The following is a 25,539-nucleotide window of genomic DNA, read 5'->3' on the forward strand; positions in this document are numbered from 1 at the left end:
GTGTTCATTCGGCCACCCGCGTGAATCGCACCATGCCCGCCGGGTCGAGCGAAGCGCGGAAGATCTCCCGGCGGAAGTGGTCGTCGGGGAGGGCGCCGAAGTCGCGGACGCTGTGCACGATGCACCCCCGCACGGCAGCGCCTTCAGGCATTCTTCGCATCGCCTTGCGGAGCTCGTCCATGGCGGTGGCCTGGAACGGGCTCGCCCCGCACGGTCCCAGTTCCTCGCCCTGGCTGGCGGTGATACGGACTTCCCACTCGAACAGCTCACCCAGCGCGCCGCCCTGGTCGAGGCCGTCACAGTGCAGGCAGTCTTCCTTGGCGGACGCGGCCATGCCCAACCTCGCTGCCGCAGCATGGCCGCGCCGGGTGACGATCTTCCATCCTCGGCCGTCGCATTCGGTGCACCTGACTGGAGTTGTCATGCCCGACAGCATGAGGAGCCAGACCTTTTATACATATCCCACGGTGTTATACAGCGGAGGCATATAGAGTCTGCGGCATCTCAATGCACCACCTGGGAGCCGACTTCCGGAGGACCGCATGCGTAAAACCGCTTTCGACCCGATCGACATACCAGAATGGGTGTGGGATCGCGACGAAAGCCGCGAAATTCTCCAAAAACGCGATATCACCGGGCTATTTCGCCTCGTCGCCAAATGCGCCGGACTCAGCCAGGTGCGCATCGCATCAGCAACAGAGATCGCACAACCCCGAGTCAACAAGATCTTCAACGGGACCGCCGGTCCCATCGAGGAGCTCGCGGTATTCGAGCGCATCGCCACCGGACTCGGCCTGCCCGACCACGCCAGAATGCTCCTTGGGCTGGCCCCGCTCGACCTCGCCTCACCGACTGGCGATCACGACGACGAGCACCAGGAGCAGACCAGCGAACTCGCCGCCCGCCTGGACGCCGCCTCAGCCATCGACCCCACGATGGTCATGATCCTCACGACGGACACCAACAACCTCCGCCTCCAGGACCGCCGCATCGGCGGACCCGCCATCGCCGACAAGATGCGAGCCCAGATAGCCCAGATCGAACGCGCCCACCGTCACGCTGTGCGTCCCCAAATCCGCGCCCAACTCGCCCACCTCCTCGCCGAGACCGCGTCACTGGCCGGATGGCAGGCCATCAACACTGTGGCCCTCAACGACGCCTGGAGCCACTACGAACGTGCCAAGGCCGCCGCCCAAGAAGCCGACGACCCCGCCGTCCTCGCCTACGTCTCCGGTGAGCAGGCGTATGTCCTCATGGATCTGGGAAGACCCGCCGAAGCCGCGGAACTGCTCCAGTACATCCACGCCACTCACCGCGACCACGTCCCCGCCCGCCTTAGAACCTGGCTGGCAGCAGCCGAAGCAGAAGCCGCCGCCGTCCTCGGCGACGAGGACGCCTGCCGTCGCGCACTCGACCAGGCCGCCGCAGTATTGCCGGAAGGGGACGGGGACCCAGAGACGCCCTACCTGTCGATCAACGTCCACCATTTCGCCCGCTGGAGAGGCAGTTGCCTTCTCCGCTTCGGCGACCCCGGCACCGTCGAGGACCTCCGCTCAGCACTGGCCGGAATGGACGGCACCTACAACCGCGCCGAATCCGGCGTCCGCTGCGACTTGGGACACGCCCTCCTCGCGGCCGGCGAACCCGAAGCCGCCCAGCCTCATATTCAGCGCGCACAGCAACTCGCGACCATGACCGGCTCCCGCCGTCAGCGACGCCGCATTGAGGAACTGTCTCGTGCGGTCAACCGCGCCCTTGGCCGTTGAGCCGCTGCTGAGCCTGGAGAAGACCGACCAACGTCCCGGACGTCCAGATGTCACCACGGGCGATCATGTCAGGGATCTCCGACATCGGAACCCACTCGATCCGGTCGGCCTCCACCTCACCCTCAGGCTTGCCCACCAACTCGGCCCCACGCGCCAGGAACAGGATGTGCTCGGAGTCCACCATGCCGGCCATCGGCTGATAGCTCACCAAGTGCTCAACCTGCTTAGGCCGATACCCGGTCTCCTCCTCCACCTCCCGCGCAGCAGTCATCATCGGGTCCTCACCCGCCTCGACCAAACCGCCGGGAAGCTCCCACCCCCACCGGTCGAACACGAACCGATGCCGCCACATCAACAGAACCCGGTCCTGCTCGTCGACGACGACCGCAATGGCAGCCCGATCCAGATGCACCACATGATGCTCGAACCGCTCCCCACCAGGGATCTCCACATCGGCCAGCCCCAGCCGAATCCACCGGTCGTCGTAGATCAGCCGTTCCCCATGCACGACCCAGCGCGTCAGCTCAGCGTCATCAGCCACACCGCGAAGCTACCGGCCCACAACCCCGGCGTACACGCACTTCTCAGTGACAGCCCAGAACGTTGCCGAATAGCGCTCATAAGGATCAAGCGGCGGCGCGGCGCGCCGCCGTACCGCCGGCCCTCCGCCCGCCCGCCGTCCGGGCGTGCGGCCTGGGGGCCGGTCCCGGACGGCGGCGGGACACCGGGCCGGGCACCGCGCGCCGACCCCGCCATCCCAACCGAACGCACCGTCCGAGGTTGCCACGCCGCCACACAGATACAGCCCTTACGATCGCCACGGGGTGGCAGGCCACCGTATGTGCTTGGGGCGATCGACGATCCAGGGTTCGTTCCTCACCCTGGCTCACCGTGCAAGATGGTTGATCGCCGATCTCGACACTTGAACGGGCGGACTGCAGGGGCGCACTCATAAGCCAAGGTCGCGAAGCGATTTCTGGGAGCCACCTCGGGATAACTGTCCAATGTGCTTTATCCGGCTGTTGGACACATAGTTGGACAGTGAAGCTCGGGCTATGAACTCCAACGAAATTCTCGTGCTCTTCGTGGCGCTGCTAGCTGCGCTCAACGTAGGACTCGTGACTGGCATTGTCGTGAAATATGGCGGAGCAAGCGCGACAAATGCGTTCCTTGCTGGAGCTGGCGCGGCTGGGACCGTAATGGCGATCTTCTTCGCGGGCGTAGCTGCCTACCGCTGAATGCTTAGGTGAGGTCTCCCCATCCCCACGGGCGAGATGGGGACCCATCTAGTTCTCGACCGAACATGTATAGCTCTGACTTATTGTCAAACTCATGCAACAGTTCATAAAAAAGCCCCGACGCTACAGCTCGGCGCTCAAGGAGATCGGCTCGACCTTTGTCTCCGTGATCAAGTAGGGCATCGCGGAGAAAGGAGACGTAGTAAACTGGTGTAAGGTCGAAGGATGTGGCCACGCGAGTGGCCAGAGTGTCGTACTGATCGCGAGCGCCGTAGTCAAGAAACTGCTTCATTAGACTGCGAATACCGCGGCGCTCAAGTGCCACAGAGCTCGCGGGATCACCGTTGATGATCTCCTGAATAGCGCTACGTTCGTCGATAGCGTTAAGGATTTCGATAAGTTGAGCGATTCCAGCAGGGTCCTTCCTGCTGAGGCTACCGATATGCAACCGAGAAAGAACGCGTTCCGCTTCGCTTTTCAGCTTGAGATCTCGCAAAATCGCGAGTAGCGCAGCAACGCTCTGGGGTTCATTAAGAGGCGCATGGCCGACAGCTCGTTCGATTAGTATAGTTACTTGTTCTTCTGCCTTAAGCGCGACCAGCACCCGAAGGAGGCTGGTTACTCCGCTGAGGTCGTGGAGCGAGGCGAGGCGAGCTGGATCGCGTTTCAGGACACCGACAGCCTGTCTCTTAGACCCAAGTTCCCAAAGAGTCTCCAAAAGCATGGCGGCATTGGCTGGGTCGTCTAAGGAGCACTCATTTCTGGCTCTCTTTAGAAGGCTCGGTACGGTATCTGGTTTCCACTGGTTAGCGAAGTAGATGCTTTGTATGAGACTATTTGGGCCATCGTGGATCGCTTTAGCATTCATGCGGGCTAGCAGGGTATTGATTGCTGCTTGAGCATGTATGTGTCTTAATGCATTCAGCAAGTTAAAGAGGTCATCGTCGTCATCGACAGAAGTTCCCTGGGCGGCGCGTTCGGCTAGAACATGAGCCGAATCTATATCGCCGCATTCCATGATTGCGACCAGGAGCCACTCGACGTCCTCGGCATCATCTATCGCTACAGACTGCGCAGCCCTTCGGGCTAAGGTAAATACCTCCTCTTCTGCGTCGATTTCATAGAATGAGCGTAGCAAACTAGCTACTGAATATGCGTCGCCAATCTCGATCTGATTTGCTGGATCCCGCGAGAGAAGGCGATCGTATTCCTCGTCGTCTAGGCCAGCCATTTCTATGCAACGAAGTAGTTGGCTAACTCCGATAACTGTCGTCAGCGGAGCCTCTGTAATGGCCTGATCTAAATACGATCGCGCCTCGCTGATATACCCTGCCCTCATAAGTTCTTCTGTTAGCCGGCCAGAAAGAAAGGAATCTCGATGATCGGCGTGTTTAATGGCGAATGCCACTGCTTGGTCTACGGCGGCTCCCATATCCTTGAGATAGGCAATCGCGAGGGCGGCTGCACCTGGATCCCCGAGGCTGGCGGACCGCTTAAGAAGACGGAGAGAATATTTGAAAAGTCCTCTCTTGCGAGCCTCAGCTGCAAAGTCCACCAGCTCGCCAGCATTATTGCTCGCAAGCAAGGCGTCCCACAAGCTTAAAGGAGGAAGCTGGTCATTCCTTTCCTTTCGCCCTATTTGATCTAAGTAGTCGGCCAGTCTGACTTTTTCGATTTGCGTCTCGCCGATTACGCGGGACTTGATAGGCGTCAGCGGTCCGGGCACTCCATTGCAGAACTTAGCAACGTAGGAAAAGGCGTCGGCTTGCCAGTCATCGGAGAGTGAATTCCATTCGTTGTCGGTCAAATATCCGACTGCAGCCTTTGTCAAGAACTGCTTCGTCATCACTAGCTCGTATCCGAGTCGTCTGGCATCCATAGCGGCATGCACAAGGGCGCGCGCAACTGCTGGAGCATGGCGGTAGCGCTCCAGCAGGGCGGGTACTCCCGCTAGGAACTGAGTGATCTGTCCAGCTTCAGCCTCTGCCGCGGATTGAGCTAGCCTCATATCGGTCTTAGCCGCATCTAACAGATTGATTAGGGCTCGCTCATTGAAAGCTGAAGGCACCTCAATTGTTTGTCCCGCGATGAGTTGACGTGCTTGAGAGTGTATGTCCCTCTGGTTGGGTGATGGTGGCGTGCTGATCTCATCTCGATGTTCGGGCCAGAGCGTCCCCATTATAAGGACAGGGCTCCGCGAAGCATCGCGGAGCAGGTCCCGTAGATGCGCAGCTACCTGTTCTCCGAGTTGTGCAGGCGAGGTGCTCAGATACTCTTGGGCCTCATTGAGCCATATCACCGTATGTGGTTCAACGCGCTTCAGTTGCTCGATAAGCGCATCGGGGCGAGCAGGCGTGATCGGGTGCCATAACCTCCAGTCACTACTGCCAGCGCGAAGGGCGTGGAGGGCCTCCCAGCATGCACGCGTCTTACCAGTTGATGACCCGCCCACTAGAATTGCAATTTGACTTTGGCCAGCGATTGCGCTCTTCACTATGGAAGCCAATGTCGCGTCGTGTTCTCTACTGACGTATGCAGGTAGCGTGCTCGGATCCACTCCAGGGATTTCGATGCACCGGTGCACTTCATACGCATAGGGGTCAGTGACATCCATCAGCGGACGTCCAACTGCAAGCCTGCCAAGGGCAGCGCTAGCCTGGGCTCGCTTAACGTACTCCTGCGTCCGGCCGGCGCGCTTCTCAGCTTCGGCTTCGTACGCCGTGCGCCACTGAGATTCATCCCAGAGATGTGTATGGCTATCAGCGATGCCAGAGTCAATTGCCTTAGCTCTGATGAGCCGTACAAGCACGGTGAGCTGATCTATGTTCGTTGGGAAGGTGCTACCTTTTAGCCAGTTACTGATCGTCCCCCGTGATACGCCGACGCGACGTTGGAGGATCCTCAGTGAAGGCTCGTTGTTGAGGCACTTCACTCGTAGGCCGCCGAGGTCCTTCAGCAGTACGAAGATATCTGCCTGCTGTTTGGCCTCCCAGTTGGACATCTTCCTAGGGTATACCCGACACTGTTCCTATGTTCTGGGGCTTTGTGAGTCCCGCGCCCAAGCTGTCCATCCAGCGGTAGCGACAACGTCGCCGCACCCGCCAGCTCGCGTGTCCGACGGGGTGGGAATCCACAGAGAGCAGCAGGGAGTCAGTGAGAACTGTGACCGGGCCAATCCGGCGCAGGAGGCTGAAGAGCTGCATGCGGAACCGGCTGGCCATGACCTTGAGCACGTCCACGTTGTCGTTCTGTCTTATGGACACGACGGTATGGCCGGCAGGTGAGGGTGCTCGAGACATCTACTGGATCTTGAGAATGTGCATTGGTGGCTGGTGGAGTGACGGGATCGTGTGCCAGCCTCTGCCTCGCGGGATATATGCGGGATGACATTCCCCGGTAGCAGATCAGACAAAGCCGTACCCGGAGGTCAGTGGCCTAATGCGGCTAGGAACGTCCACCCGCTGTAAAACCGTCGGCATTCGGATGGCGGAGACCCGAGGAGGCTACCAAGATCCGGACCATATGCGGAACGATCTTCGTGTACTCGCAGCATGCAATGCCCATCCTCTGAGGTCAGAGCCACATGCTCACTCTTGTGGTCGCTCCACTTCTAATCCGACACTCTCGGCTTGCGCCTGCCGGTTGCGGTTCGAGGAAGGTGCATACTGCGAGCCATCATGAGTGAACCATTCGTCCTGCACACCTCAGGCGGCCTGCGGTGGGTCGTCCATCCTCCACAGGATCCATACGGTGATGGCTACGTGTACACCGTCGCGACGGAACTGCACGACGACGGTATGACCGCGTCGACGGTCGCCAAGATCGATGGACTCTATGCCAACCTGGATTGCACCCTGGCCGGCTTCATGGAGGGGCTCGTAGTCGAGTGGCGAGGTTGGAACGGTGTCCGCACCTGGACATCCTTGGAGCGCGAACTCGCGCTTGATGCTCGGCATGATGGGCGCGGTCACGTGTCGCTGGGTGTGACCTTGCGGGCTCCCGGACTCGACTTGGATGACACGGCTTGGTCCGCTAGGTCCGTCTTCGTCCTCGAAGCCGGGGAGGAACTGACCCGCTTGGCGGCTGATCTCAGCTACTTCCTCCGAACGTAGCCACCTCTTCGGTCATTTCACGTGTGGCGGTCGCTGCCTCCTGGTTGCAGTTTGGGTTGCAGTTCACCGTCGTGCGAGTGCGTTCCAGGCGGATCGGGGAGGGACGTTGGTCTAAGTGGGACTGTCCTGAATGCCGACCTCCCGAGCTGCTAATGCGGTTTGGGTTTACCGCCCATCCGGGGTTCAAATCCCCGATCCTCCGCACGTAAAAGGCCCTCTCCCTTGGTCGGGGAGAGGGCCCTTTTTGATCTTCTGTGGGTGTCAGAGAGGGGCGTCCAGAGGGCGGCGTCCCTACGGTTGCCGACGTCCTTCATCTGGACGGCTGCCACACGGGGCGCACCTCACCTGCCGCCATGCGCATGGCCGCACCGTGACCGGCCGCCAGCGATGTTGTGCGCCGCACGCCATGGATGATCCACGGCGACGCCTATCGTGGCCGCATTCTGTCCTTGGCAGGACGACGGGCGCAAGCCGCCATGCCGGACTCGTGTTCCTAGGCTGGCATAGCGGTCAGGACCCCTCGCGGATGTCATTGCGCCTCAATGGGGCCGTCGGCTCTACAGCTCGTCGTCTCGCAGGGTTTACGGACAGCCCGCAAACCGGTTGATCAGCCTGAATTGGTCATGTAGCGTCGACTCGAATTGTAGATCGCAGGTTCGAATTCCTGTCATTACGCACGAGTAGACCCCCCCCGGAGACAGCGACATGAAGCGAACTTTAGGTGTGTTGGCCGTCAGCCTGCTGGCCACGAGTCTCATGGCCGCGCCGGCCCAGGCCGGCAGTGTGTGGACCGATCCTCTGGTCGCTTCTCAAGCGACAGCCGTCGAAGTCGCGGCGTTCTGGCTTGGCGGTGGCGGCGCCAACCTGAAGAACGCCACCCCGTACAACATCCAGACCGCCGTCGACGAGGTCTTTCCCGCCGGCGGCAACACCCCTGACACCCTGCCCGGTATTACCGCGCCGGCGCCTCCGCTCAATTCCGGCGGAGCGAATGCCAAGACGCCCACCACCTCGGGCAAGGTGTTCTTCGTCGCCGCTGACGGCCAGCCGCACTGGTGCACGGGCACCGCGGTACAGTCGCAATACCGCAACCTCGTCGCCACGGCCGGTCAGTGCGTGTACGACACCCAGCGCACTGAGACGACCCTCGACAAGTGGGTCTTCGTTCCCGATTACGCCGACGGCGCGACGCCATGGGGTCTCTACGTCGGAAAGCAGGCCTTCACCCACTACGACTTCCCCGTCTTCCAGGACTATGACCGCGACTACGCCTTCGTCACCGTCTACGGCGGCGTCGTCTCCTCCGCCTCAGGTGAATTGACCAACTTCGGAAGGCTGGTCGACAACACCGGCGGACAGGGTGTGGCCTGGAACCAGCCGCTGGACTCCTCGGTCGACGTCTTCGGCTTTCCGGCCGGCCCTAACCCCGATGGCAAGCGCCCTTACACGGGTGAGACCCTCGAGTCGTCCAGAGGCCGCACAACTGCTGTCATGGTCCCAAGCTTGAAGGCCGAAGAATTCACCGCCGTCGACTCACCGTTCACCGGTGAAGGGTCGCTGGGCTCTTCCTGGTTGTTGCGCTATGACAAGAGCAGCGGCAAGGGTTACCTCAACGGCATCACCGCCAGCGTCGCCGATACCGATGGCAACCTGCGTTACGACATGAGCTTGTCCCCGTACTTCGACGGCGAGACCAACATCGTCTACAAGGCCGCTGCGACATCATGGAGCGGCGCGCTCCTGCCCGGCTGACCGGGCCCGGCATGCGACCCTCAGGAGGGACGTCACAGCCGGCGTGAACCGACAGAACCGCTACCAGGCCCCCGCAGACCTGCGGGGCCTGGTAGGGGCCGGACACGGATCTCTCGTAGGGAACCCAGGTCACGGAGCCAATCGTTCGCCCTGTCGTACGTGTTCGATCAGCAGATGCAGCAGAGTATCGGGATCTTCAACATGCGGATCATGCCCCGTGGGCAGGGACGCTTCTCGCACCAAGGGCGACTCTTTCACGACTGCTTCGAGCTCCCGCTGCGTCCAAACACAGTAGGCGTTCCAGGCCGGGACGAGATGGTCGGGGAACACGCCCGCGAACGCCAGCGCATCGCCGCTGACGACAAGAAGCGGACAACGCGCTGCGCGATAGACGGCGAAGAGATCAAGGGTGTCTATCTCGCGCATGACCTGAAGGAAGGACTCAGGAAGCCCTTGACCCATCTCTGCCAGGAACGACGTCATCTCTCTGCATGCCTGTTCCGCTGACGCCTCGTCCAGGCCGAAGAACTGGTCAGGCCGCGTCGGGTTGCCATGGCCATCAAGGTTGACCGCCAGCGGACAGTCCGGATGCTCCTCAGCCCACTGCGCGGCAACCATTCCCCCAAGAGAATGCCCAATGATCACGGGCCGGTGGAGTTCGTACTCCCTGACCACCGCCGCGACGTCTGCGAGCGCCTCTCGCCACGACCATGGCGCCTCACCGGACTCCCCATGACCACGGAGATCCATCGACACCGGCCGGAACTCCTTACTCACGAGAAGCCCTGCCAAGACATCCCAATCCCTGCGCGTCCTCCCCCCACCATGCAGGAGGAGAACGTCCTGCCCACGCCCGCCATGGTCTTCCGCCACAATCGGCACCTCGCCGACTACGCGCTTCCTGATCGCTCCCATGCGGCCTTCCATCTTGCTTAGTCCCGTAGATCTGGGCCCGCAGCGTACCTTGATCGTGGTCTAAGGGGTCCCGCCGAGGAAGCGATCAGTGAGCCGCCGGTTGTTCCGCCGCAGCGGCAGGCGTGCAATGATCACGGATCTCGCGGGCGGGGAGCACGACCATTGCCGCAGGTAGAAAGCCGTCTCACAGCCGGAACGGTCACGCGCCGTAAACCGTCGCCAGTGGGTGTGCGTGTCCGATGGGGCGGTGATCAAGGCACTCCCTGCCAGTCGGTGGACGGCACGGACGGGTCACGCGAAAACCATTTGGAATGTGAAAGGCCGACCTCTAGCGTGACGCGGTGACAACTCAGGTGATTGTTCTCAACGGCGGCTCCAGTTCGGGCAAGTCCGGGATCTCCCGGTGCTTGCAGGCGATCCTGCCGGATCCATGGCTTGCCCTCTCGGTTGACACTCTGGTCGACGCGATGCCTGCCTCCATGCAAGCATCGGACGCGGGGATCGACTTCGCCCCTGACGGCCAGGTCACTGTCGGGCCGGAATTCCGGACGCTGGATGCGGCGTGGGCGGAGGGGATCGCCGCAATGGTTCGCGTGGGCGCTCGGGTCATCGTGGATGACGTGTTCCTCGGTGGAGCAGCGTCCCAGCAACGGTGGCAGAAGGCTCTTACCGGCCTGGACGTGCTATGGGTCGGTGTGAAGTGCGATAGCGCGGTTGCCGCAGGACGCGAGATTGCCCGGGGCGACCGTATCGGGGGGATGGCCGCCTCGCAGGCGGAAGTGGTTCACGAAGGCGTGGTCTACGACCTGGTGGTGGACACCACGCATACTGAGTCCTTGGTGTGTGCACAGAATATCGCCACCTGGGTGCGTTGCTAGTACGGCAGCGCCATTCGTAGTGTGAGCTGGGATGACTCGCTCTGTGCCGATGCGATCTCGTGACGGGGAATCAGCGCAACTAGAGCAGCCGCCGAGCAGATCAGCGACCCGGTCTGCCCCTGACACGGCGCTGGTAGGCCGGCGGCGGCAGTGCGTCGGGCGTCGAGGCCAGAAGACCAGGTCAACCGCCCGGAACCCTCTGGCACCGTACTGAAAAAAACATACATACCCATTGGCATTCATGGAGATTAATATTGCGGCGTGGTCGGACACCTGGGTAGACGAGCACTGTTCTCCTTACTGAGCCTGGCCCTGGCCATCACCGCAGTGGTGGCCCCGACAGATCCGCCGACGGCCGCTGCGGCGGCGGGCACGTTGACCGAGACGACGTTGTGGGACTCGACCGCCGTCGACCAATACGCGAACTTCCACGTCCAGGGACTGGCCGTGATCCGGGCGGGCACGCCGGTGCCCGCGACCGGCGACGTCCTTGCCGAGGACGTTGTGCTCACCTTCACCGAAGGGCGTTTCGTAGTCTCCGATGCCGGCGCCAAGGACCTCCTCGTTCGGCGCAGCGACGACGCCGGGCGTAGCTGGTCCGCGAGCACGCCGGTCGTCGCCGCCGATCCGGCGCACAGCTGGGGCAGCGCCACACCGCTGGTGGACGAGCAGAGCGGCGCGGTCTTCCTGTTCTACAAAGGGTCCGGAGGGTCGCTGTTCATCAAGCGCAGCGACGACAGCGGCGCGACCTGGAGCGCGGCCGTCGACCTGACCTCGCTGTATACCGGTGGTCCGCACGGCTGGACCCGCCACAGCCCCACCCCCGGCCACGGCATCCAACTCGACTCCGGCCGACTGCTGATGCCGGTCGCCCACCGCGCGCCGGACCCGAACCCCAACTACGGGGACGACATGCTCTACAGCGACGACCACGGCGTCACGTGGCGACGCGGCGGTCCGGTTCCGTTCTCGACGGGCTACCCGATCAACGAAGCGCGGGTCCATCAGCGCGACGACGGCACCGTCACGCTGAACGGCCGGTGGGGTTCCGGCGGGACTCGCTACCGCATATCGTCGACCAGCACCGACGGCGGAATCACCTGGTCCAAGCCGGTGGCCGACGGCGCGACCGGGCAGTTCGTCTCCGTCGACGCGGGCCTGGTCCAGTACACCCGCGGCTCGGTGGACCGGCTGCTCTTCAGCCGACCGGACTCGTCCGCCCGTGAGCAGATGACCGTCTCGATTTCGTACGACGAGGGCGCGAGCTACCGGTACAGCCGGGTGGTCAACGCCGGCCCGTCCTACTACTCCGACCTCGGTACGTTGTCCGACGGCACCATCCTGCTGGTGTACGGCCGCGATGGTGCCTCGGCGGCGTTTCCTGAACGCATCTCGATGGCCCGCTTCGACCTCGAATGGCTCACGAACGGGCGGGACAGCTTGGCCACCGGGCCCGGGTTCACGTTGCGCGACATCGAGCTCGCAACCAATGAGGCCAGGACCGACGCGGGCGTGCCGCAGATCGTCCAGGACGCCAATGCTCGCGGTGGCCGCACCCTCCGATACGCCGCCGGCAAAGTGCCCGCCTACGTCGAGGTCCCGTTCGACGTGCCCGCGGCTGGCAGCTACGAGGTGGCGGTGCGCCATCACCGGATCGCCGACCGGGGACGGATCAGCACCGGCATAGACGGGGTGGAACTGCCGCATGGCACAGTCGACCCGACGATGACGGTGGCCGAGGGCTACCAGGTCTATCCCGTGGGGCGGGTCCATCTGTCGTCCGGAACGCACCGGATTCGCTTCACTCTGGCCGGCGCGGGACGAGCTGGTGGTCTGGTGATCGCTCCAGATCAGCTCATGCTGATCTCTGATGGTGCGGCGCATGCCGACGCACCACGAGTCGTGGCCGACAACGACTCTCTGGCGAGCCTGGAGGTGGCGTCGGGCACCTGGAACCGGGCGACTGGGGTGGCGGGATACTACGGGCAGAGTTACCTCACCCGCCCGGCTGGTACGGGCGCCGCGAAGGTACGGTTCCGGCCGGATGTTCCCATGACGGGCGTCTACCAGGTTGCGGTCTGGTACACGGCGCATGAGAACCGGGCCTCCAACGTGCCATACGTCGTCAACCATGCCGATGGCGCGACAACGATACGTGTCAATCAGCAGGTCAAGGGCGGGCAGTGGGTGGTGCTCGGCAGTTTCCCGTTCTTGGCCGGCGGTGCGGCCACAATCGACCTGTCGGACGACGCCAACGGCTACGTCATCGCTGACGCCGTACGACTCGTCCGCAACGGTGTCGTGGTCGACAACGACTCGATGGCGAGCCTGGAGGTGGCGTCGGGCACCTGGAACCGGGCGACTGGGGTGGCGGGATACTACGGGCAGAGCTATCTCACTCACCCGGCCGGTACGGGTGCCGCGAAGGTACGGTTCCGGCCGGACGTTCCCATGACGGGCGTCTATCAGGTCGCGGTCTGGTACACGGCGCATGAGAACCGGGCCTCCAACGCGCCATACGTCGTCAACCATGCCGACGGCGGGACAACGATACGTGTCAACCAGCAGGTCAAGGGCGGGCAGTGGGTGGTGCTCGGCAGTTTCCCGTTCTTGGCCGGCGGTGCGGCCACAATCGACCTGTCGGACGATGCCAACGGCTACGTCATCGCCGACGCCGTACGACTCGTCGGCACTTGAGGCCGAAGCTTCGGGATGATCGTCGAGGATGTCGGTTGCTGAGGTCAGGGCGTTATCCGAGGCGATCGGCAACCCGATTCAGACCACCTCGCCCGTCTAGCCGGGGGAGCCGTCGTAGCGCTGAGTGAGCACCCGCAGGCGCTCGCTCAGCCGCTCGTGTTCGCCGGCCAGGCCGTCGGCCTCGAATCGGAGCTGGCGGAAGCGGGCGGCCTCCTCGCCGCGCGTCCCGGCGAGACTGTCGTCGATCTGGCGGCCGGCCACCCCGAGCCGCTCTCCCGCGTGGCCGACCAGGTCGCTCTGCTCGCGCAGGCCGTTACGGGCGGCCACCATGGACTCCCGGTCGGCGGGCGACAGAAAGGGATGCCGGTTCCAGTCGCCGGTGTAGCGGACGGTGTAGTCGTTCACGTTGTGCGGGTGACGGGACCGCGTGGTGGCGATCGTGTTCCTGATGCGGACGTGGCTCACCTCCAGCGTCCCGCGCGCCTCCTTGGCAGCGCGCTGGGCGGCCTCCAGAGTGCGGCGCACCCCGTCGAGGTGCAGCCGGACGATGTTCTCGGGGGCCGGCCCGCCGCCCAGGCGGGCCGCCCCACCCGAGCGTGGCGGTTGCTTCTTCAGCCGGTCGAACACCTCGGCGATCTTGCGCATGGCCAGCTGCATCTGGCCGTCGGTGCGCAGGGCGGCGGCCTGAACGGCGGGCACCGATTGGGGGGCCACCTGGCGGCCGATGCCGGCGTAAGCGGCGTAGAACAGGTAGGCCGCCCCGCCCGCCGCCGCGACCAGCGCCGCCGTCTCGACTCCGCCGTGCGCGATATCCATCCGCCGGCCCAGGTCGGCGGCCCGTGTGGCGGTGTCTGCCGTGTGCGCGTCGGACGCCTGCGCCGCCGGGCCGGCCTCGTCGCGGGCGGGCTGCTGGGCGATCGCCATCTCGGTGCCGCGGTCGCGGTGGAAGCCCGCGCCTCGCGCCAGCAGCGTGAGATGGTCGCCGGTCGGCACGTCGCGCGGCCGCTCGACCGGCAGCAGTGGCGCGCCCAGCGCGACCAGCGGGTCGTCGCTCATGCCAGCATCCGGCGCAAGGTCTCGGCATGCTGGACGCCGGCCAGCTCGGTGGCGGCGTTGCTGCCCGCCATCGCGATCTGCCCTTCGGCCGCCAGGCTGGTGCGACCGTGCAGGTCCTCGGACTCCTCCAGCATGTTCCGCAGCAGCGCCTCCAGAGCCACCCCGACGTACGGCAGCAGCCCGGCGGCGGCCACGGCGGTGCCCAGCGACCGGTTGAACTCCTCGTGCTCGTCGGCCAGCGCCTGCACCGCGTGCCCGGACCTTGCCCGCCCGTCGTTGTCGTGCACTACGTCCGGGATCTCGCTCACCGTTCCTCCAGCCGCCGCAGCAACTCGTCGAGTGAGGCGTTCATCCGGGAGAAACGTCCCAGTGCCTCGGCCTCGAACTCGTCAAGCCGTTTCGTCATGGTCTCCGGCGCGAGGGCGGGTGGCAGGTCGTCGGCGGGCTCCCCGGCTCGTGCGAGCCGGTCCTGCTGCGCGGCCCGCACGGCGGCAAGCACCTGCTCCTCCAGTTCCTGGGAATTGAGCCGGAGCGCCCGCGGGGTGATGCGCACGCGCTCGAGCAGGCCGTCGGCACCGACCGTGGCACCCACCAGCCCGCGTGCCGTCTCCCCGAAACCACGGAGATCCTCGCGTTCGGAAGCCATGTGCCCGCCTCAACAGCTGTGACCTTTGTGGCGGTTTCATATATAGCATCCTGGCCGGGCGCTCGTCAGGAGGGACTGTGTCTCCTGACGCTTCTGGTGTCCAGGCTGTTGATTCGGCTAGCCGGTCAGGGGCTCAGGGGAGGCGGCTGATGGCGAAGTCGTCGTAGAACGCGCGGCTCTTCGAGTCCTTGCCCGCTTCCATGTAGAGCCCGAACCTGGGCGGGCCCGTGGCGGCCGCGACCTCGTGGTCCACCCGCTCCGCGATGAGCTCCTCGCCCGCCCACAGCGCGACCCGCACCTCGCCGCTCCCGCGCGCGCACTCGACCCGCAGCAGCGTGTTCTTCTGGTCGAACCCGGGGATGCGGAGATCGGGGGTCAGGTCCGTCCATCCCGTCCCGGCCACCTTGACGATCTTGGCGTACCCGTTCTCGCGGACCTCCAGGAGGTAGGCGAGATCGTCCTTGTCCTCGTCGGTTTTCGAGTATTCGCAGAAGACGCCGTTCCAGCTGTCCTTGCTCTGGCTGAGGTCCATCTTGACCGAGATCAGCGCCTGTTCCGGGAGGACGGCGTTCACCGGGGCGGTCGCCCAGTGGGAGTTGTTCGAGTAGTCCTCCGCCATGGTGTACCGGCCGTCGCCGGTGTAGCCACGGTCCGTTGTCAGTGAGGAGGAGCCGCTGTTGTACCAGCCTGACTTGTCGTTGCCGAAGTCCTCTTCGTAGAGGACGTCCGGCGGCTTGGGCACGGCGGGTGGCAGCGCCTGGATCCCCGCGACGGCGGCGGCCACCAGGCCCACCGCGACCACGCCGGCCCCTGCGCCGGTCGCCAGGTCGCGCAGCCGCCGGCTGGGTGGCGCGGCCGACGCCGGGGGCAGCGCCACGGTTTCCCCATACCCGACGCGCAGTCGCAGGGTCCGCGCGATCTCGGCCGCCTCCGTGCCCGGTCCGGACAGCTTGGCCACCAGTTCCTCGGCGGTGGGGCGCGCGGCGGGGTCGCGGGCCAGCGCGGCACGTACCAGGTCGCGCAGCGCGGGCTCGACGCCGTCCAGGTCCGGCTCTTCCTGCATGACCCGGTGGAAGGCCTGCATCATGTTGTCGGCGGCGAAGGGCGACCTGCCCGGCGCGGTGGTGGAGGTGGCGGCGCCCACCACGCACCCCCACGCGAAGATGTCGGCGGCCGGGTCCACCTGCCCGGAGAACAGTTCCGGCGCCATGTAGCCCGGGGTGCCCATCATCTGCCCGGACCGGGTCGTCTGCTCGGTGTCGAGCGCGCGGGAGATACCGAAGTCGATCACCCTCGGACCGAGCGGCGAGAGCAGCACGTTGCCCGGCTTGAGGTCGCGGTGCACGATGCCGGCCTGGTGGATGGCGGCCAGCGCGACCGCCACGCCCACCGCGAGCGACTCGCCTGCGGCCCCGGTCAGCGGCCCGTGCTCCTTGACGTGGCGGCCCAGGTCGAGGCCGGGGACGTACTCGGTCACCAGCCACAGCGGGGCATCGTCCAACTGCGCGTCGAGCACCGGCGCCGTGCACCATCGGCTCACCTTGCGCGCCGCCGCCACCTCCCGCCGGAACCGGCGCATGAACTCGGGGTCGTGCGCCAAGTGCGGCTTGATCAGCTTGATCGCGACGAGGCCGGTCGGGCCCTCCGCCAGGTAGACGCTGCCCATGCCACCGTCGCCGAGTCGACCTGCGACGCGGTATTCGCCCAGCTCCCGGGGATCTTGATCGCTGAGACCGACGACGGTGGGGGAGGCATAGGACGTCACGGGACGATCATAGGTAGCATCCCCTCATAAGTGACCGAAAGTCTCGTCTCGGACACTCACCCGTAACCTCCGTGAGAACCACATGGAGGATTGACGCCACCGCGTGGCGATCCGGCGGTGAGGTTGTAATCGGGCGAGCCTCGCCCGGAGACGCGGCGGAGGAGCTGTCGAGGAATCGCGGTGGCGGGGTTCAGGTCAGCCGGGCGTGCGCGTAGGCGGTCATGGCGTCGCGCATGTACTCGGCCAACCCCTCGGCGACCTGCTCGTAGTTCGTCCGGAAGTGCTCCTCTTCCGCCTGCATCCGGGCCAGGTGCAGATACTGCGCGGCGGTCGGCGTCCAGGACTCACTCAGGTGCCGATAGTGGACGTCGAGCTCGGCGAAGACCTGCGGAGCGTCGACAGGAGTGCCGGCGAGCATGTGCTCGGCCAACCGGATCATCCCCGCCGTCGCCTCCCGCTGCATCTGCTCCAGTTCTCGCGGAGTGCGGCCGGCCAGGAGCGCCTGCTGCCCGCTGCGCTGCCACTGCTCCGGCCAGCGCTCGCGGGCGTCGGCCTCGTACTGTGCGCTGTTGAACCCTTCGAACAGGTTCTCCGGTCTGCTGATCTTGGACATGGTCGTTTTCCCTTCGTTCTGCTGAAGTTCGGCGATGGTGCGTTCCACCATGCCCGCAACCCGGTCCAGCCGGTCGCGCTCCGCCAGCAGGCCCCGGTGATGCTCACGCAGCGCTGTGATGGGGTCGGTGTGCCGCTCGACGATCTCCTTGATCTCGGTCAGGCCGAGACCCAGCTCACGCAGCACCAGGACCTGCTGCAAGCGAAGCAACTGGTCCTCCTCGTAGTAGCGGTAGCCGTTCCCGCCGACCCGCGCGGGCGGCAGCAGCCCGATCTCGTCGTAGTGGCGCAGCGTCCGGGACGTCACTCCCGACATCTGGGCCACCTGCGCGATCGACCATGCCATGACCGGCTCACCCGTCCTTGCTCATCACCGAGCCGGTACTTTCCGGCTCGTTCACGACCATAGAAGTTGCCGTAACGAGAAGGTCAACAACGATCAGGAACCGCTCGGCCAGGCGGCCCTCGTCCTTCTTGAAGATCTTGGCGATGCCCATCCGCAGCCGCCCGAGTTCTGGAGCCTGCCGGCCGACGGCGCCCGCCTGATTTGGCTGCTGGAGGACGCCGATTGGTACGAGTGGCGGTGCAGCGAGGCACGAAGCGGTGCCTTCAAGGCCGAACTGTGCCTGTTGCGTACCGCGCTATGCAACGAGAGTCGACCACCTGCGCATCACCGAGGTCATATCGCCCGTCCGCCGGCCGTATTGGTAGGGCTGTCCCTACCATGCATCGGCCTGTACGCAGGGTCGATGGAGACCTGTCCTGGTTCGTAGCGTTGTCCCCATGGGAACCCTCCAGCGTCTTGGCACCGACACCCGCTACGTCCTGCTCGGACTGCCGCTGTCCGTCGCCGCGTTCACCACCACCGTCGTCGGGGTTTCGGCGGGTCTCGGCAGTGCCGTCGCTTTTGTCGGCCTGCCCCTGCTGGCCGCGACCGCCGCCGCGTCCAGGCATCTGGCCGATCTTGAACGGGTCGCGCTTCCCGGAGTGCTCGGTCACCCGGTCGCCCGTCCGGCGTACACGCCCGTCCCCGAGCGGGCGGGTTGGTTCCGGCGTGTGATGAATCCGCTGACCAGCGGGCAGGCGTGCATGGACCTGCTGCACGGGATCATCGCGTTGCCGTTCGCGCTGGTCTCCTTCGTGCTGACCGTCACCTGGTGGGCCGCGGCCGTCGCCGGGCTGACCTTCCCCATCTACGGGTGGGTCATCGCCAGGATTCCCGGTGCCGGGGGGCACCTGGAGTGGCTGGGGCTGCCCAACACGCCCACGATGTTGGTGATCGTCACCACGGCGGTGGGCGCGCTGTTCGCGCTGACCCTGGTGCCGGTGGTGCGGATGGCCGCCCTGTTCAAGGCGAGCGTGGCGCAGGTCATGCTCACCCGAGCCGCCTACCCCGAGCCCGCTCCTGCCCGCGACCTGGCCTGGGCGTCGGCTCGATGAACTCTGGAAATGGTGGGCCCTTCTCCGCGCGGTGAGAAGGGCCCCCTCGGTGTTACTGCTGGAGTACCGACAGGACGTTTCCCGCCGGGTCCTTGAACCAGGCGATCAGTGGGCCGCCGCCGCGGAAGATGCCGCGCTCGTCCGTCGGCATGTTCTCGTAGCGTTCGAACCTCACCCCGCGGGCCGTCAGTTCGTCCGCCGCCTTCTCGATGTCCGCCACCGGGAAGTTGAGAATGGTGAATGTGGCCGGTGTGTGGTCCTCCTTCGGGTAGACCAGAACGTCGTTGCCGCCCGGAAAGTGGAGCGTCAACAGGCCGTTCTGCTCTGAGACCCGCAATCCGAGGGTCTCGCCGTAGAACTTCTTCGCGGCGGGGATGTCGTTCACCGAGAAACCGCTGAAGGCCTTTGCCGTTTCGAACATGTTCCGCCCCCTGACGTCACATGGCGGCGCGGTGCGCGTCGCTGAGCTGGATGATCTGGACGTAGTTGCCGTCCGGGTCGATGGCGGTGGCGAAGAGGCTGCCGTCGCGGTCTTCGAGCTCCGCCAGCCACGACACGCCCGCCTGGTTCATGCGGGCGACGACGGCCCGGGCGTCGGGTACGTCGAAGTTCATGATGGCTCTGCCGGGCTCGGGATTCTTGTCGGTGACGTCCGCCCGCGTGTCGATCATCAGGAAGAACTCGCCGAACTTGAGCAGCCTGTAGCCGTTGACCTCGATGTTCTGCTCCGGGTCGAGCACGGTGGCGTACCAGGTGTTCAGGCGCTCGGGGTCGGTGCTGGCCAGCAGCATGCTGCCCAGGACGGGTCGCTGCATCGCGGTGCTCCTTTCTTTTCGCGTCCATGGGCAGACTGGGGCGCCGCGGGAAACTCATCGGTGATGAGGGCGTGAAAAAGCGCGGCGCGCCCCGGGGGAAGGCGCGCCGCGCAGAGGAAGGTCAGCCGACTCTGAGTGTGAGTCCGTACACGCTCAGGATCTCGTTGACCGGCTGGTGGTACGTCGTGCCGCCGACGCTGCAGTTGCCGGAACCGCCGGAGGTGACGCCCTGGGCCTGGCTGCCCGAGATGAACGAGCCGCCGGAGTCGCCGGGCTCGGCGCACGCGCTGGTGCGGGTCAGGCCGGTGACGGTGCCCTGCGGGTAGGTGACGGTGGCGTTGTGCTGCTGGATGGTGCCGCAGCGCCAGCCGGTGGTCGAGCCGGAGCGGCAGATGGACGCGCCGACGGCCGACTGGGTGGAGCCGCGGACGGTCACGTTCGCGCCGCCGGAACCGCGTACATACGGTGTCGTGGTGTTGCCGGGGGCGGCGACCCACGCGTAGTCGTTGCCGGGGAAGGACGAGCCCTGGAAGGTGCCTGTCGGGCTGGTGGTGGCGTTGCCGGCCCGGCCGCAGTGCCCGGCGGTGACGAAGCCGGGGGTGCTGCCTCGGGTGACGGAGAAGCCGACACTGCAGCGGCTGCCGCCGATGTAGTAGGCGGCGCCGCCGACGATGTTGATGAACGGAGTGGGCCGTTCGGCGGTGGCCGTCACGGTGATCGCGTTCTGGTCCACGCCCGCCGCCTTGGCGAGGGTCTGGGCGGCCTCGGTGGTGGCGGCCTGGACGGCGACCTTGTTGGTCTTGACGTCGACGAACCAGAGGGCCGCCGCCGCTCTCTTCTCCTGCGGCGCCTGGTCGAGTTGCGCCACGATCGCGTCGAGCTGGGCGAGCGACCGCTCGACCACGACCGGCTGCGCGCCCTTCGACTCGATGGCCTTGGTGGCGCCCGCGTCGGTGGTGGCGACCATGAGCTTGGAGGCGTCGTCGTTCAGCCAGGAGCCGCCGTAGGAGTCGCCGAGCTCGGAGGAGAGCGTGGCCTGGGTGGCCGCGGCGCGTTCCTCGTTGGCCAGCCTGGTGACGACCTGCTCTTCTGACAGACCGAGGTCGCGTTCGAGCGCGTCGATCACGGACGGGGGAGTTGGGGAGGCGGATTGAGGTGCCGGGTCAGCGAATGCCGGGCTGAGGGGGGTGGCCACGCAGGCGCCCAGGATGATGGCGCCTACCAGCGCACAGCGTTTACTCAACATGTGCACTCCTCGGGTGGGGGTTCTGTCAAGTTAACGGCTGGCGCGGGTCCTGGCGCATACCAAAAGGGCCCCTATGTCGGTGTTATGGCCGTTTTTCGGACAAGGGCCAAATATGGAATTTCATGCCGAAAGGCGGATGAGGTGGTCGGTCGGTAGCGTCCCGGTGCCGGAGGTGGTGTCTGTGCGTAGGCGCTGCTGCCCGGGTTCGCGTCGGCGCGGGGCCCAGGCCGGAGGCGGCCCCCGCGCCGCCTCCTGCGCCCAAACGGATCCCGGGGACGGTCACTCCTGGCGGGCGGGCACCCTGCCGCGCGCCATCATGAGGGCGATGAGCAGGTACGGCAGCACCAGCAGGGCGAACATCGTCCCATGTGACACGGCCGACGACGCCGCCCCGTAGACGGCGTACACCACGAGCGTGACCAGGTTCGTGCCCAGACCGGCGACGGACGTCACGGTGGCCCGCGCGGGACCGCTGATCCGCTCCTGCAGTCGTGTGTCGGCCACGACACCGGCGAGCTGGAACGCCCCGAAGGCCAGCGCGATCAGCACGAACCCGGCCGGGTGCCCACTCATCGCTCCCACGGCCATGGCCGGCGCGGCCAGCGCGATCGTCAGGGCGTACCCGCGAGTGGACATCCGCTCGGCGGCGGCCCCGGCCAGCAGGCCGCCCGACGTCGCGCCGATCCAGACCACCAGGATCAGCAGGGGGATGGTCGTCTTGGCCACGCCGGTCTCGGCCCCCAAGAACGGGACGTACTCCTCCAAAGCCCCCCAGATCGCCGTCACAAACGTGACCAGCAGCAGCGCGTGCAGCACACCCCGATCCGTACGCGCCTGGGAGATTCCGGACTTGAGGATCGCCAGGTAGCTCTCCCCCTCGCCGCCGGACGTTCTGTGCTCGGGAAGCGTCAGGGCGGTGACGGCGCACAACACGCACGCCAGCACGCTGGCCGCACCCACGGCGAGATATCCGCCGGCCGCGAACACCGGCACGGCCAGGCCGATGGCCGCCGCGTCGGCGACCAGGCCGACGGCCGTGGCCCGGCCCATGACGGCGGCGTAGCGGCCCGACTGCCCCCGCCGCTCCAACTCCTCATAGGCCAGTGCCTCGTACGAGCCGGAGATGAGCGCCTCTCCGGCACCCCACATCACGAATCCGAGGGCGAACACCCAGTAGGACGGGAACAGGGTCCACAGACCGAAACCCAGGCCGGTCAGCAGCGGGCCCAGGCACAACAGCAGACGTCTGGACACCCTGTCGGCCAAGGCGCCGGACGGGATCTCCAGCACCAGGCCCGTCACCGACCAGATGACGAACAGCGAGGAGGTCTCGGCGACAGACAACCCGGCGTCGGTGAACAACAGCGTGTAAACCGGGTAGAGCAGAACGAACTCGCCAAGGAACGCATACGCGTACAGCTTCGCGACAAGCATGTGAGGCCTTCCGGGGGAACGAGCAGGGACTCCGAGTGCTTGCCGCCTCGGAGGCCCGCGCGCCCCGCGCCGGCCCCTGGTTATGGATCAATGTCGCCAGGTCATGCCGCGATTCTAACGGTTGTTTGGGGGTTCTGGCCGTCGACCGCGGGGTTCTAATGGTTGGTCGCGGGGTTGTGGTGCTCGGGTATGGGGCCTACTGGTTGGTCGCGGGGTTCTGGTGGTCGGGCGCTGGGGCTTGGCGGTCGGTTGTGGGGTCTATGCGCGCGATCCTGTCGCGGAACGGGCGGCGCTCCAGCGCCTGCGCCGCCGCCCGCAGCACGTCGGCCAGGGGCATGGGCAGCTCCGCGTCCAGCTCACGCACCGCCCGCTCGGTCGCCGCCCACTCGGCCTCGATCAGGGGCAGCGCCGCCATGGCTTTCTGGCTGAGGTGGACGATGCGGCGCCGGGCGTCCTTGCCCTTCTCCAGGGTGACCAGGTCGCAGCGGCGCATCTGGATCACGGTCTGGCTGGCCGCCGAGTGCGTCACGCCGATCGCCTCCGCCACGTCGCGGATGGTCATCGGGCCGCGTTCCACCAGCGTGCGCACCACGGGGGAGAAGCGGGGGCGGTATTCGGGCAGGCCGTGCTCGGCGTAGATGTCGGCGATCGCGCCGTCCATCAGCTCGTGGAGGTGGCGCATCAGCGTTCCCAGGCCGGTCATGACCCTCAATCTATGGACTACGCTGCCGGGCGTGGCGTTGACGGTGAGTGTGGTGGTCCGATACCGCAAGGCGGTGACGTACGGCGTGCACGCCCTGCTCGCCGCGCTCGACACCGCGGGGGTGGAGCACGACCTGCGGCTCGGCACCACCGTCGAGGAGACCGCCGCGCACATCGCGGACAGCGGCGCCGAGCGGGTGCTCGTGTTGTGGTCGTTCTACTCCCCTGACGCCGAGGCGATGGCGGCCGAGCTGGCCCAGGTCAGGGCGCTGAGCGGCGGCCGGGGGCTGCACATCGCGGGTGGGGTGCACGCCACCGCCGAGCCGCAGCAGGTCATCGACGCGGGCTGGGACCTGGCGGGCATCGGCGAGGGGGAGTCGACGATCATCTCCCTCGTACGGGCGCTCCAGGACGACCGGCCGCTCACCTCGGTCCCCGGGCTGGCGGTCAAGGACACCGACGGGGTCGCGCTACGCACCGGGTCGGCGCCGCAGTTGCCGCTCGACGCGTTCCCCTCGTTCGCCGGCAGGCACGGGCCGATCGAGATCACTCGCGGGTGTCGTTATACGTGCCGTTTCTGTCAGACACCGTTCATGTTCGGCGGGCAGTTCCGTCACCGCTCGGTGGCCAGCGTGCGTGAGCACGTGCGCGGCATGGTCGCCAAGGGCCTGCGCGACGTGCGGTTCATCACGCCGACCTCGCTCTCCTACGGCTCGCCTGGCCCTGATCCCGACCTCGGCGCGGTCGAGGAGCTGCTGGCCGGGGTCAAGGAGGAGTTGCCGCCGCACGGCCGGGTGTTCTTCGGGAGCTTCCCTTCCGAGGTGCGTCCCGAGCACGTCACCCCGGAGGCCATGCGGCTGCTCAGGCGTTACGTGGCCAACGACAACCTGATCATCGGCGCGCAGTCCGGCTCTGACCAGGTGCTGGCCGCCTCCGGACGCGGGCATGACACCGCGCCGGTGCGCGACGCGGTCAGGATCGCGGTGGAACACGGGTTCAGGCCGAACGTCGACTTCATCTTCGGCATGCCAGGCGAAAGCGAGCAGGACCAGGCCGCCTCGCTCGAACTGGCCTCCGACCTGGCCGATCTCGGGGCCCGCATCCACACGCACACGTTCATGCCACTGCCGGGAACGCCGTGGCGGGACGCCGAGCCGGCGTTCATCCCGCTCAGCACCATGAGCGAGCTGGATCGGCTGGCCCAGCGCGGCGACGCCTACGGACACTGGCGCAAGCAGGCCGAGCACGCCGTGCGCCTGGCCGAGACGGCCAAGGCCTATCCGCGCAGGACACCGAGGCGACGTACGAGTTAGTCGTCGTCCTCGAAGGCGTGCATCACGCGCTCGAACGCGTCGCTGACCGGCCGCAGCGCCTGCGCGAACGCGTCGGCGAGCGGGCTGAAGATCTCCGTCACCTCGGTGATGAGATCGGGACTTTTGCTCTCCGGAGGCGCCCAGCGCATGGCGTCCGCGCTCAGCGTCTCCCACTCGTCGACGACACCGTCGATGGCGTCGAGTACGTGATCAGGGTCGCTTGGCATGACCGTCTCCGTGGAAGATGGAGGTCGGATATACCTAACGGTACCTTTATCCCGGAATCGACACGCCGACGCCGCCGATGGTCCTGGCGCCGTACCGCTCCTTGTCGGCCTTCAGGTCGAGCGGCCGGATGTCGGCGCGTCCGGCGAGGATCTCGTCGGTCAGCAGTGAGGCCGGCACCAGCCACGACACCTCGAACTCCAGCCCGTCGGGGTCCTTGGCGTACAGCGCCTTGGTCGTGCTGTGGTCGGTGGAGCCGACGAGCGCGTCGAGTTCGATCAGCTTGGCCTCGACCCGTTCGAGCTCCTCAAGGGTGTCGACCTCCCAGGCCAGGTGGTACAGGCCGACGGAGGTGCGGCCCGCGGGCGAGGGCGCGGCGGCCGCGCCGATCTCGAACAGGCCGAGGTCGTGGTCGTTCGTCGAGCCGGGCGCCTGCAGGAACGCGGCGCCCCGCATGCCCATCACGACCTCGAAGCCGAGGGCCTCGCGGTAGAAGGCGACGCTGCGCTCCACGTCGCGGACGTAGAGGACCGCGTGATTGAGCCGCTGGACCGGCATGGTGTTCCCCTCCCTGACAAGAGTCCCATCAAGAATTATATGAGGGTGCAACTAAATTGGGGCGGGCCAGATTCCAAGTCCGGTGGGAACACGCTGGCGGGATGAGCGGGCAAACTGTTCTGCCGAGGCCGTAGCGTTCTCCCGGTACCCGACGAAGGAGATTGCCCATGCACGACACCGAAGAGGCGCTGTTCAGAGCGGTTCACGGCATCGCGGGGCGGTTCGCCGGCCAGCCGGTGCCCGTGGTGATGGAGGCGCTGCTGCTCCATCTGCCCAAGGCTCCCGGCCTCCAGGTGGCGGAGATCCGCAAGATCGCTGAAGAGATCAGCGTGGGGCGCGATCCATCGGGCTTGTGAACAACCGATCGCC

Annotated in this window: 26 protein-coding genes; 9 read left to right on the forward strand and 17 right to left on the reverse strand. The window is 65.9% G+C overall.

All coding sequences use genetic code 11. The features are described from left to right. Positions 1-4: 4 nt before the first annotated feature. Positions 5-424 carry a hypothetical protein gene (locus ACFOY2_RS42370; protein WP_379533784.1) on the reverse strand — a complete coding sequence of 140 codons (420 nt, stop codon included), beginning with the start codon at positions 422-424 and terminating at the stop codon, positions 5-7. Between the two features lie 118 nt (positions 425-542). On the opposite strand from ACFOY2_RS42370, the gene ACFOY2_RS42375 reads away from it, so the two are divergent. After that, positions 543-1,766 (forward strand): XRE family transcriptional regulator, encoded by a 1,224-nt coding sequence (locus ACFOY2_RS42375; RefSeq protein WP_379533785.1) that lies wholly within the window; start codon positions 543-545, stop codon positions 1,764-1,766. Here the strand turns inward: ACFOY2_RS42375 and ACFOY2_RS42380 are convergent. Beyond that, entirely contained in the window at positions 1,744-2,307 is a 564-nt protein-coding gene (locus ACFOY2_RS42380; protein ID WP_379533786.1) for an NUDIX hydrolase, read from the reverse strand. The genes ACFOY2_RS42375 and ACFOY2_RS42380 overlap by 23 nt on opposite strands. A 514-nt stretch (positions 2,308-2,821) precedes the next feature. Between ACFOY2_RS42380 and ACFOY2_RS42385 the strand changes: the two genes are divergently transcribed. Then, entirely contained in the window at positions 2,822-3,004 is a 183-nt protein-coding gene (locus ACFOY2_RS42385) for a hypothetical protein (protein WP_379533787.1), read from the forward strand. Between the two features lie 4 nt (positions 3,005-3,008). Here ACFOY2_RS42385 and ACFOY2_RS42390 read toward each other — a convergent pair whose 3' ends face one another. Continuing rightward, positions 3,009-6,005: a hypothetical protein gene (locus ACFOY2_RS42390; RefSeq protein WP_379533788.1), complete on the reverse strand. Its 2,997-nt coding sequence runs from the start codon at positions 6,003-6,005 to the stop codon at positions 3,009-3,011. Positions 6,006-6,681: 676 nt separating this feature from the next. Between ACFOY2_RS42390 and ACFOY2_RS42395 the strand changes: the two genes are divergently transcribed. Together ACFOY2_RS42395 and ACFOY2_RS42400 are read left to right on the forward strand one after the other, a co-directional pair. After that, positions 6,682-7,116: a DUF6228 family protein gene (locus tag ACFOY2_RS42395; protein ID WP_379533789.1), complete on the forward strand. Its 435-nt coding sequence runs from the start codon at positions 6,682-6,684 to the stop codon at positions 7,114-7,116. A gap of 723 nt (positions 7,117-7,839) precedes the next feature. Continuing rightward, the gene (locus tag ACFOY2_RS42400; RefSeq protein ID WP_379533893.1) at positions 7,840-8,868 is read left to right on the forward strand and encodes a trypsin-like serine peptidase; all 1,029 of its coding nucleotides are present in this window, start codon (positions 7,840-7,842) and stop codon (positions 8,866-8,868) included. Positions 8,869-8,997: 129 nt separating this feature from the next. Here ACFOY2_RS42400 and ACFOY2_RS42405 read toward each other — a convergent pair whose 3' ends face one another. Then, positions 8,998-9,783: an alpha/beta fold hydrolase gene (locus tag ACFOY2_RS42405; protein WP_379533790.1), complete on the reverse strand. Its 786-nt coding sequence runs from the start codon at positions 9,781-9,783 to the stop codon at positions 8,998-9,000. Positions 9,784-10,124: 341 nt separating this feature from the next. Here ACFOY2_RS42405 and cpt point away from each other — a divergent pair, with 341 nt between their 5' ends. Together cpt and ACFOY2_RS42415 are read left to right on the forward strand one after the other, a co-directional pair. Beyond that, positions 10,125-10,661, forward strand: coding sequence for a chloramphenicol phosphotransferase CPT (cpt, locus tag ACFOY2_RS42410; RefSeq protein WP_379533791.1), 537 nt, complete (start codon positions 10,125-10,127; stop codon positions 10,659-10,661). Between the two features lie 261 nt (positions 10,662-10,922). Continuing rightward, on the forward strand, positions 10,923-13,358 hold the full coding sequence (locus tag ACFOY2_RS42415; protein WP_379533792.1) for a golvesin C-terminal-like domain-containing protein: 2,436 nt from the start codon (positions 10,923-10,925) through the stop codon (positions 13,356-13,358). Positions 13,359-13,454: 96 nt separating this feature from the next. Here the strand turns inward: ACFOY2_RS42415 and ACFOY2_RS42420 are convergent, their stop codons facing one another. The 6 genes from ACFOY2_RS42420 to ACFOY2_RS42445 all read right to left on the reverse strand — a co-directional run bounded on the left by ACFOY2_RS42420 (position 13,455) and on the right by ACFOY2_RS42445 (position 17,934). Further along, positions 13,455-14,414, reverse strand: a complete 960-nt coding sequence (locus ACFOY2_RS42420) for a hypothetical protein (RefSeq protein ID WP_379533793.1) — start codon at positions 14,412-14,414, stop codon at positions 13,455-13,457. Next, positions 14,411-14,722 carry a hypothetical protein gene (locus tag ACFOY2_RS42425; RefSeq protein ID WP_379533794.1) on the reverse strand — a complete coding sequence of 104 codons (312 nt, stop codon included), beginning with the start codon at positions 14,720-14,722 and terminating at the stop codon, positions 14,411-14,413. Before ACFOY2_RS42425 ends, ACFOY2_RS42420 begins: the two co-directional genes overlap by 4 nt. Further along, the gene (locus tag ACFOY2_RS42430) at positions 14,719-15,060 is read right to left on the reverse strand and encodes a YbaB/EbfC family nucleoid-associated protein (RefSeq protein ID WP_379533795.1); all 342 of its coding nucleotides are present in this window, start codon (positions 15,058-15,060) and stop codon (positions 14,719-14,721) included. Before ACFOY2_RS42430 ends, ACFOY2_RS42425 begins: the two co-directional genes overlap by 4 nt. Before the next feature lie 133 nt (positions 15,061-15,193). Then, a complete protein-coding gene (locus ACFOY2_RS42435; RefSeq protein WP_379533796.1) occupies positions 15,194-16,825 on the reverse strand; it encodes a serine/threonine-protein kinase in 1,632 nt (543 codons plus the stop codon). Between the two features lie 190 nt (positions 16,826-17,015). Beyond that, positions 17,016-17,783, reverse strand: coding sequence for a MerR family transcriptional regulator (locus ACFOY2_RS42440; protein ID WP_379533797.1), 768 nt, complete (start codon positions 17,781-17,783; stop codon positions 17,016-17,018). Between the two features lie 7 nt (positions 17,784-17,790). Beyond that, positions 17,791-17,934, reverse strand: a complete 144-nt coding sequence (locus ACFOY2_RS42445) for a hypothetical protein (RefSeq protein WP_379533798.1) — start codon at positions 17,932-17,934, stop codon at positions 17,791-17,793. A 286-nt stretch (positions 17,935-18,220) separates the two neighbouring features. Here ACFOY2_RS42445 and ACFOY2_RS42450 point away from each other — a divergent pair, with 286 nt between their 5' ends. After that, a complete protein-coding gene (locus tag ACFOY2_RS42450) occupies positions 18,221-18,877 on the forward strand; it encodes a sensor domain-containing protein (protein ID WP_379533799.1) in 657 nt (218 codons plus the stop codon). Positions 18,878-18,929: 52 nt separating this feature from the next. On the opposite strand, the gene ACFOY2_RS42455 is transcribed toward ACFOY2_RS42450, so the two are convergent. The 5 genes from ACFOY2_RS42455 to ACFOY2_RS42475 form a co-directional block, all read right to left on the reverse strand. Continuing rightward, positions 18,930-19,298, reverse strand: a complete 369-nt coding sequence (locus ACFOY2_RS42455) for a VOC family protein (protein WP_379533800.1) — start codon at positions 19,296-19,298, stop codon at positions 18,930-18,932. Positions 19,299-19,314: 16 nt separating this feature from the next. After that, positions 19,315-19,692, reverse strand: a complete 378-nt coding sequence (locus ACFOY2_RS42460; RefSeq protein WP_379533801.1) for a VOC family protein — start codon at positions 19,690-19,692, stop codon at positions 19,315-19,317. A 121-nt stretch (positions 19,693-19,813) separates the two neighbouring features. Beyond that, positions 19,814-20,938, reverse strand: coding sequence for a S1 family peptidase (locus ACFOY2_RS42465; RefSeq protein ID WP_379533802.1), 1,125 nt, complete (start codon positions 20,936-20,938; stop codon positions 19,814-19,816). Positions 20,939-21,217: 279 nt separating this feature from the next. Then, positions 21,218-22,372, reverse strand: coding sequence for an MFS transporter (locus ACFOY2_RS42470; RefSeq protein WP_379533803.1), 1,155 nt, complete (start codon positions 22,370-22,372; stop codon positions 21,218-21,220). A 196-nt stretch (positions 22,373-22,568) separates the two neighbouring features. Further along, on the reverse strand, positions 22,569-23,075 hold the full coding sequence (locus ACFOY2_RS42475; RefSeq protein WP_379533804.1) for a MarR family winged helix-turn-helix transcriptional regulator: 507 nt from the start codon (positions 23,073-23,075) through the stop codon (positions 22,569-22,571). 31 nt (positions 23,076-23,106) lie between these two features. Here ACFOY2_RS42475 and ACFOY2_RS42480 point away from each other — a divergent pair, with 31 nt between their 5' ends. Continuing rightward, positions 23,107-24,387: a TIGR04013 family B12-binding domain/radical SAM domain-containing protein gene (locus ACFOY2_RS42480; RefSeq protein ID WP_379533805.1), complete on the forward strand. Its 1,281-nt coding sequence runs from the start codon at positions 23,107-23,109 to the stop codon at positions 24,385-24,387. Here the strand turns inward: ACFOY2_RS42480 and ACFOY2_RS42485 are convergent. After that, on the reverse strand, positions 24,384-24,614 hold the full coding sequence (locus ACFOY2_RS42485) for a hypothetical protein (RefSeq protein ID WP_379533806.1): 231 nt from the start codon (positions 24,612-24,614) through the stop codon (positions 24,384-24,386). The genes ACFOY2_RS42480 and ACFOY2_RS42485 overlap by 4 nt on opposite strands. A gap of 46 nt (positions 24,615-24,660) precedes the next feature. Beyond that, entirely contained in the window at positions 24,661-25,170 is a 510-nt protein-coding gene (locus ACFOY2_RS42490) for a VOC family protein (protein ID WP_379533807.1), read from the reverse strand. Between the two features lie 167 nt (positions 25,171-25,337). Between ACFOY2_RS42490 and ACFOY2_RS42495 the strand changes: the two genes are divergently transcribed. After that, a complete protein-coding gene (locus ACFOY2_RS42495; protein ID WP_357813374.1) occupies positions 25,338-25,526 on the forward strand; it encodes a hypothetical protein in 189 nt (62 codons plus the stop codon). The last annotated feature ends 13 nt before the right edge of the window (positions 25,527-25,539 follow it).

The organism is Nonomuraea purpurea (genome assembly GCF_042650645.1).
Taxonomy (GTDB): domain Bacteria; phylum Actinomycetota; class Actinomycetes; order Streptosporangiales; family Streptosporangiaceae; genus Nonomuraea; species Nonomuraea purpurea.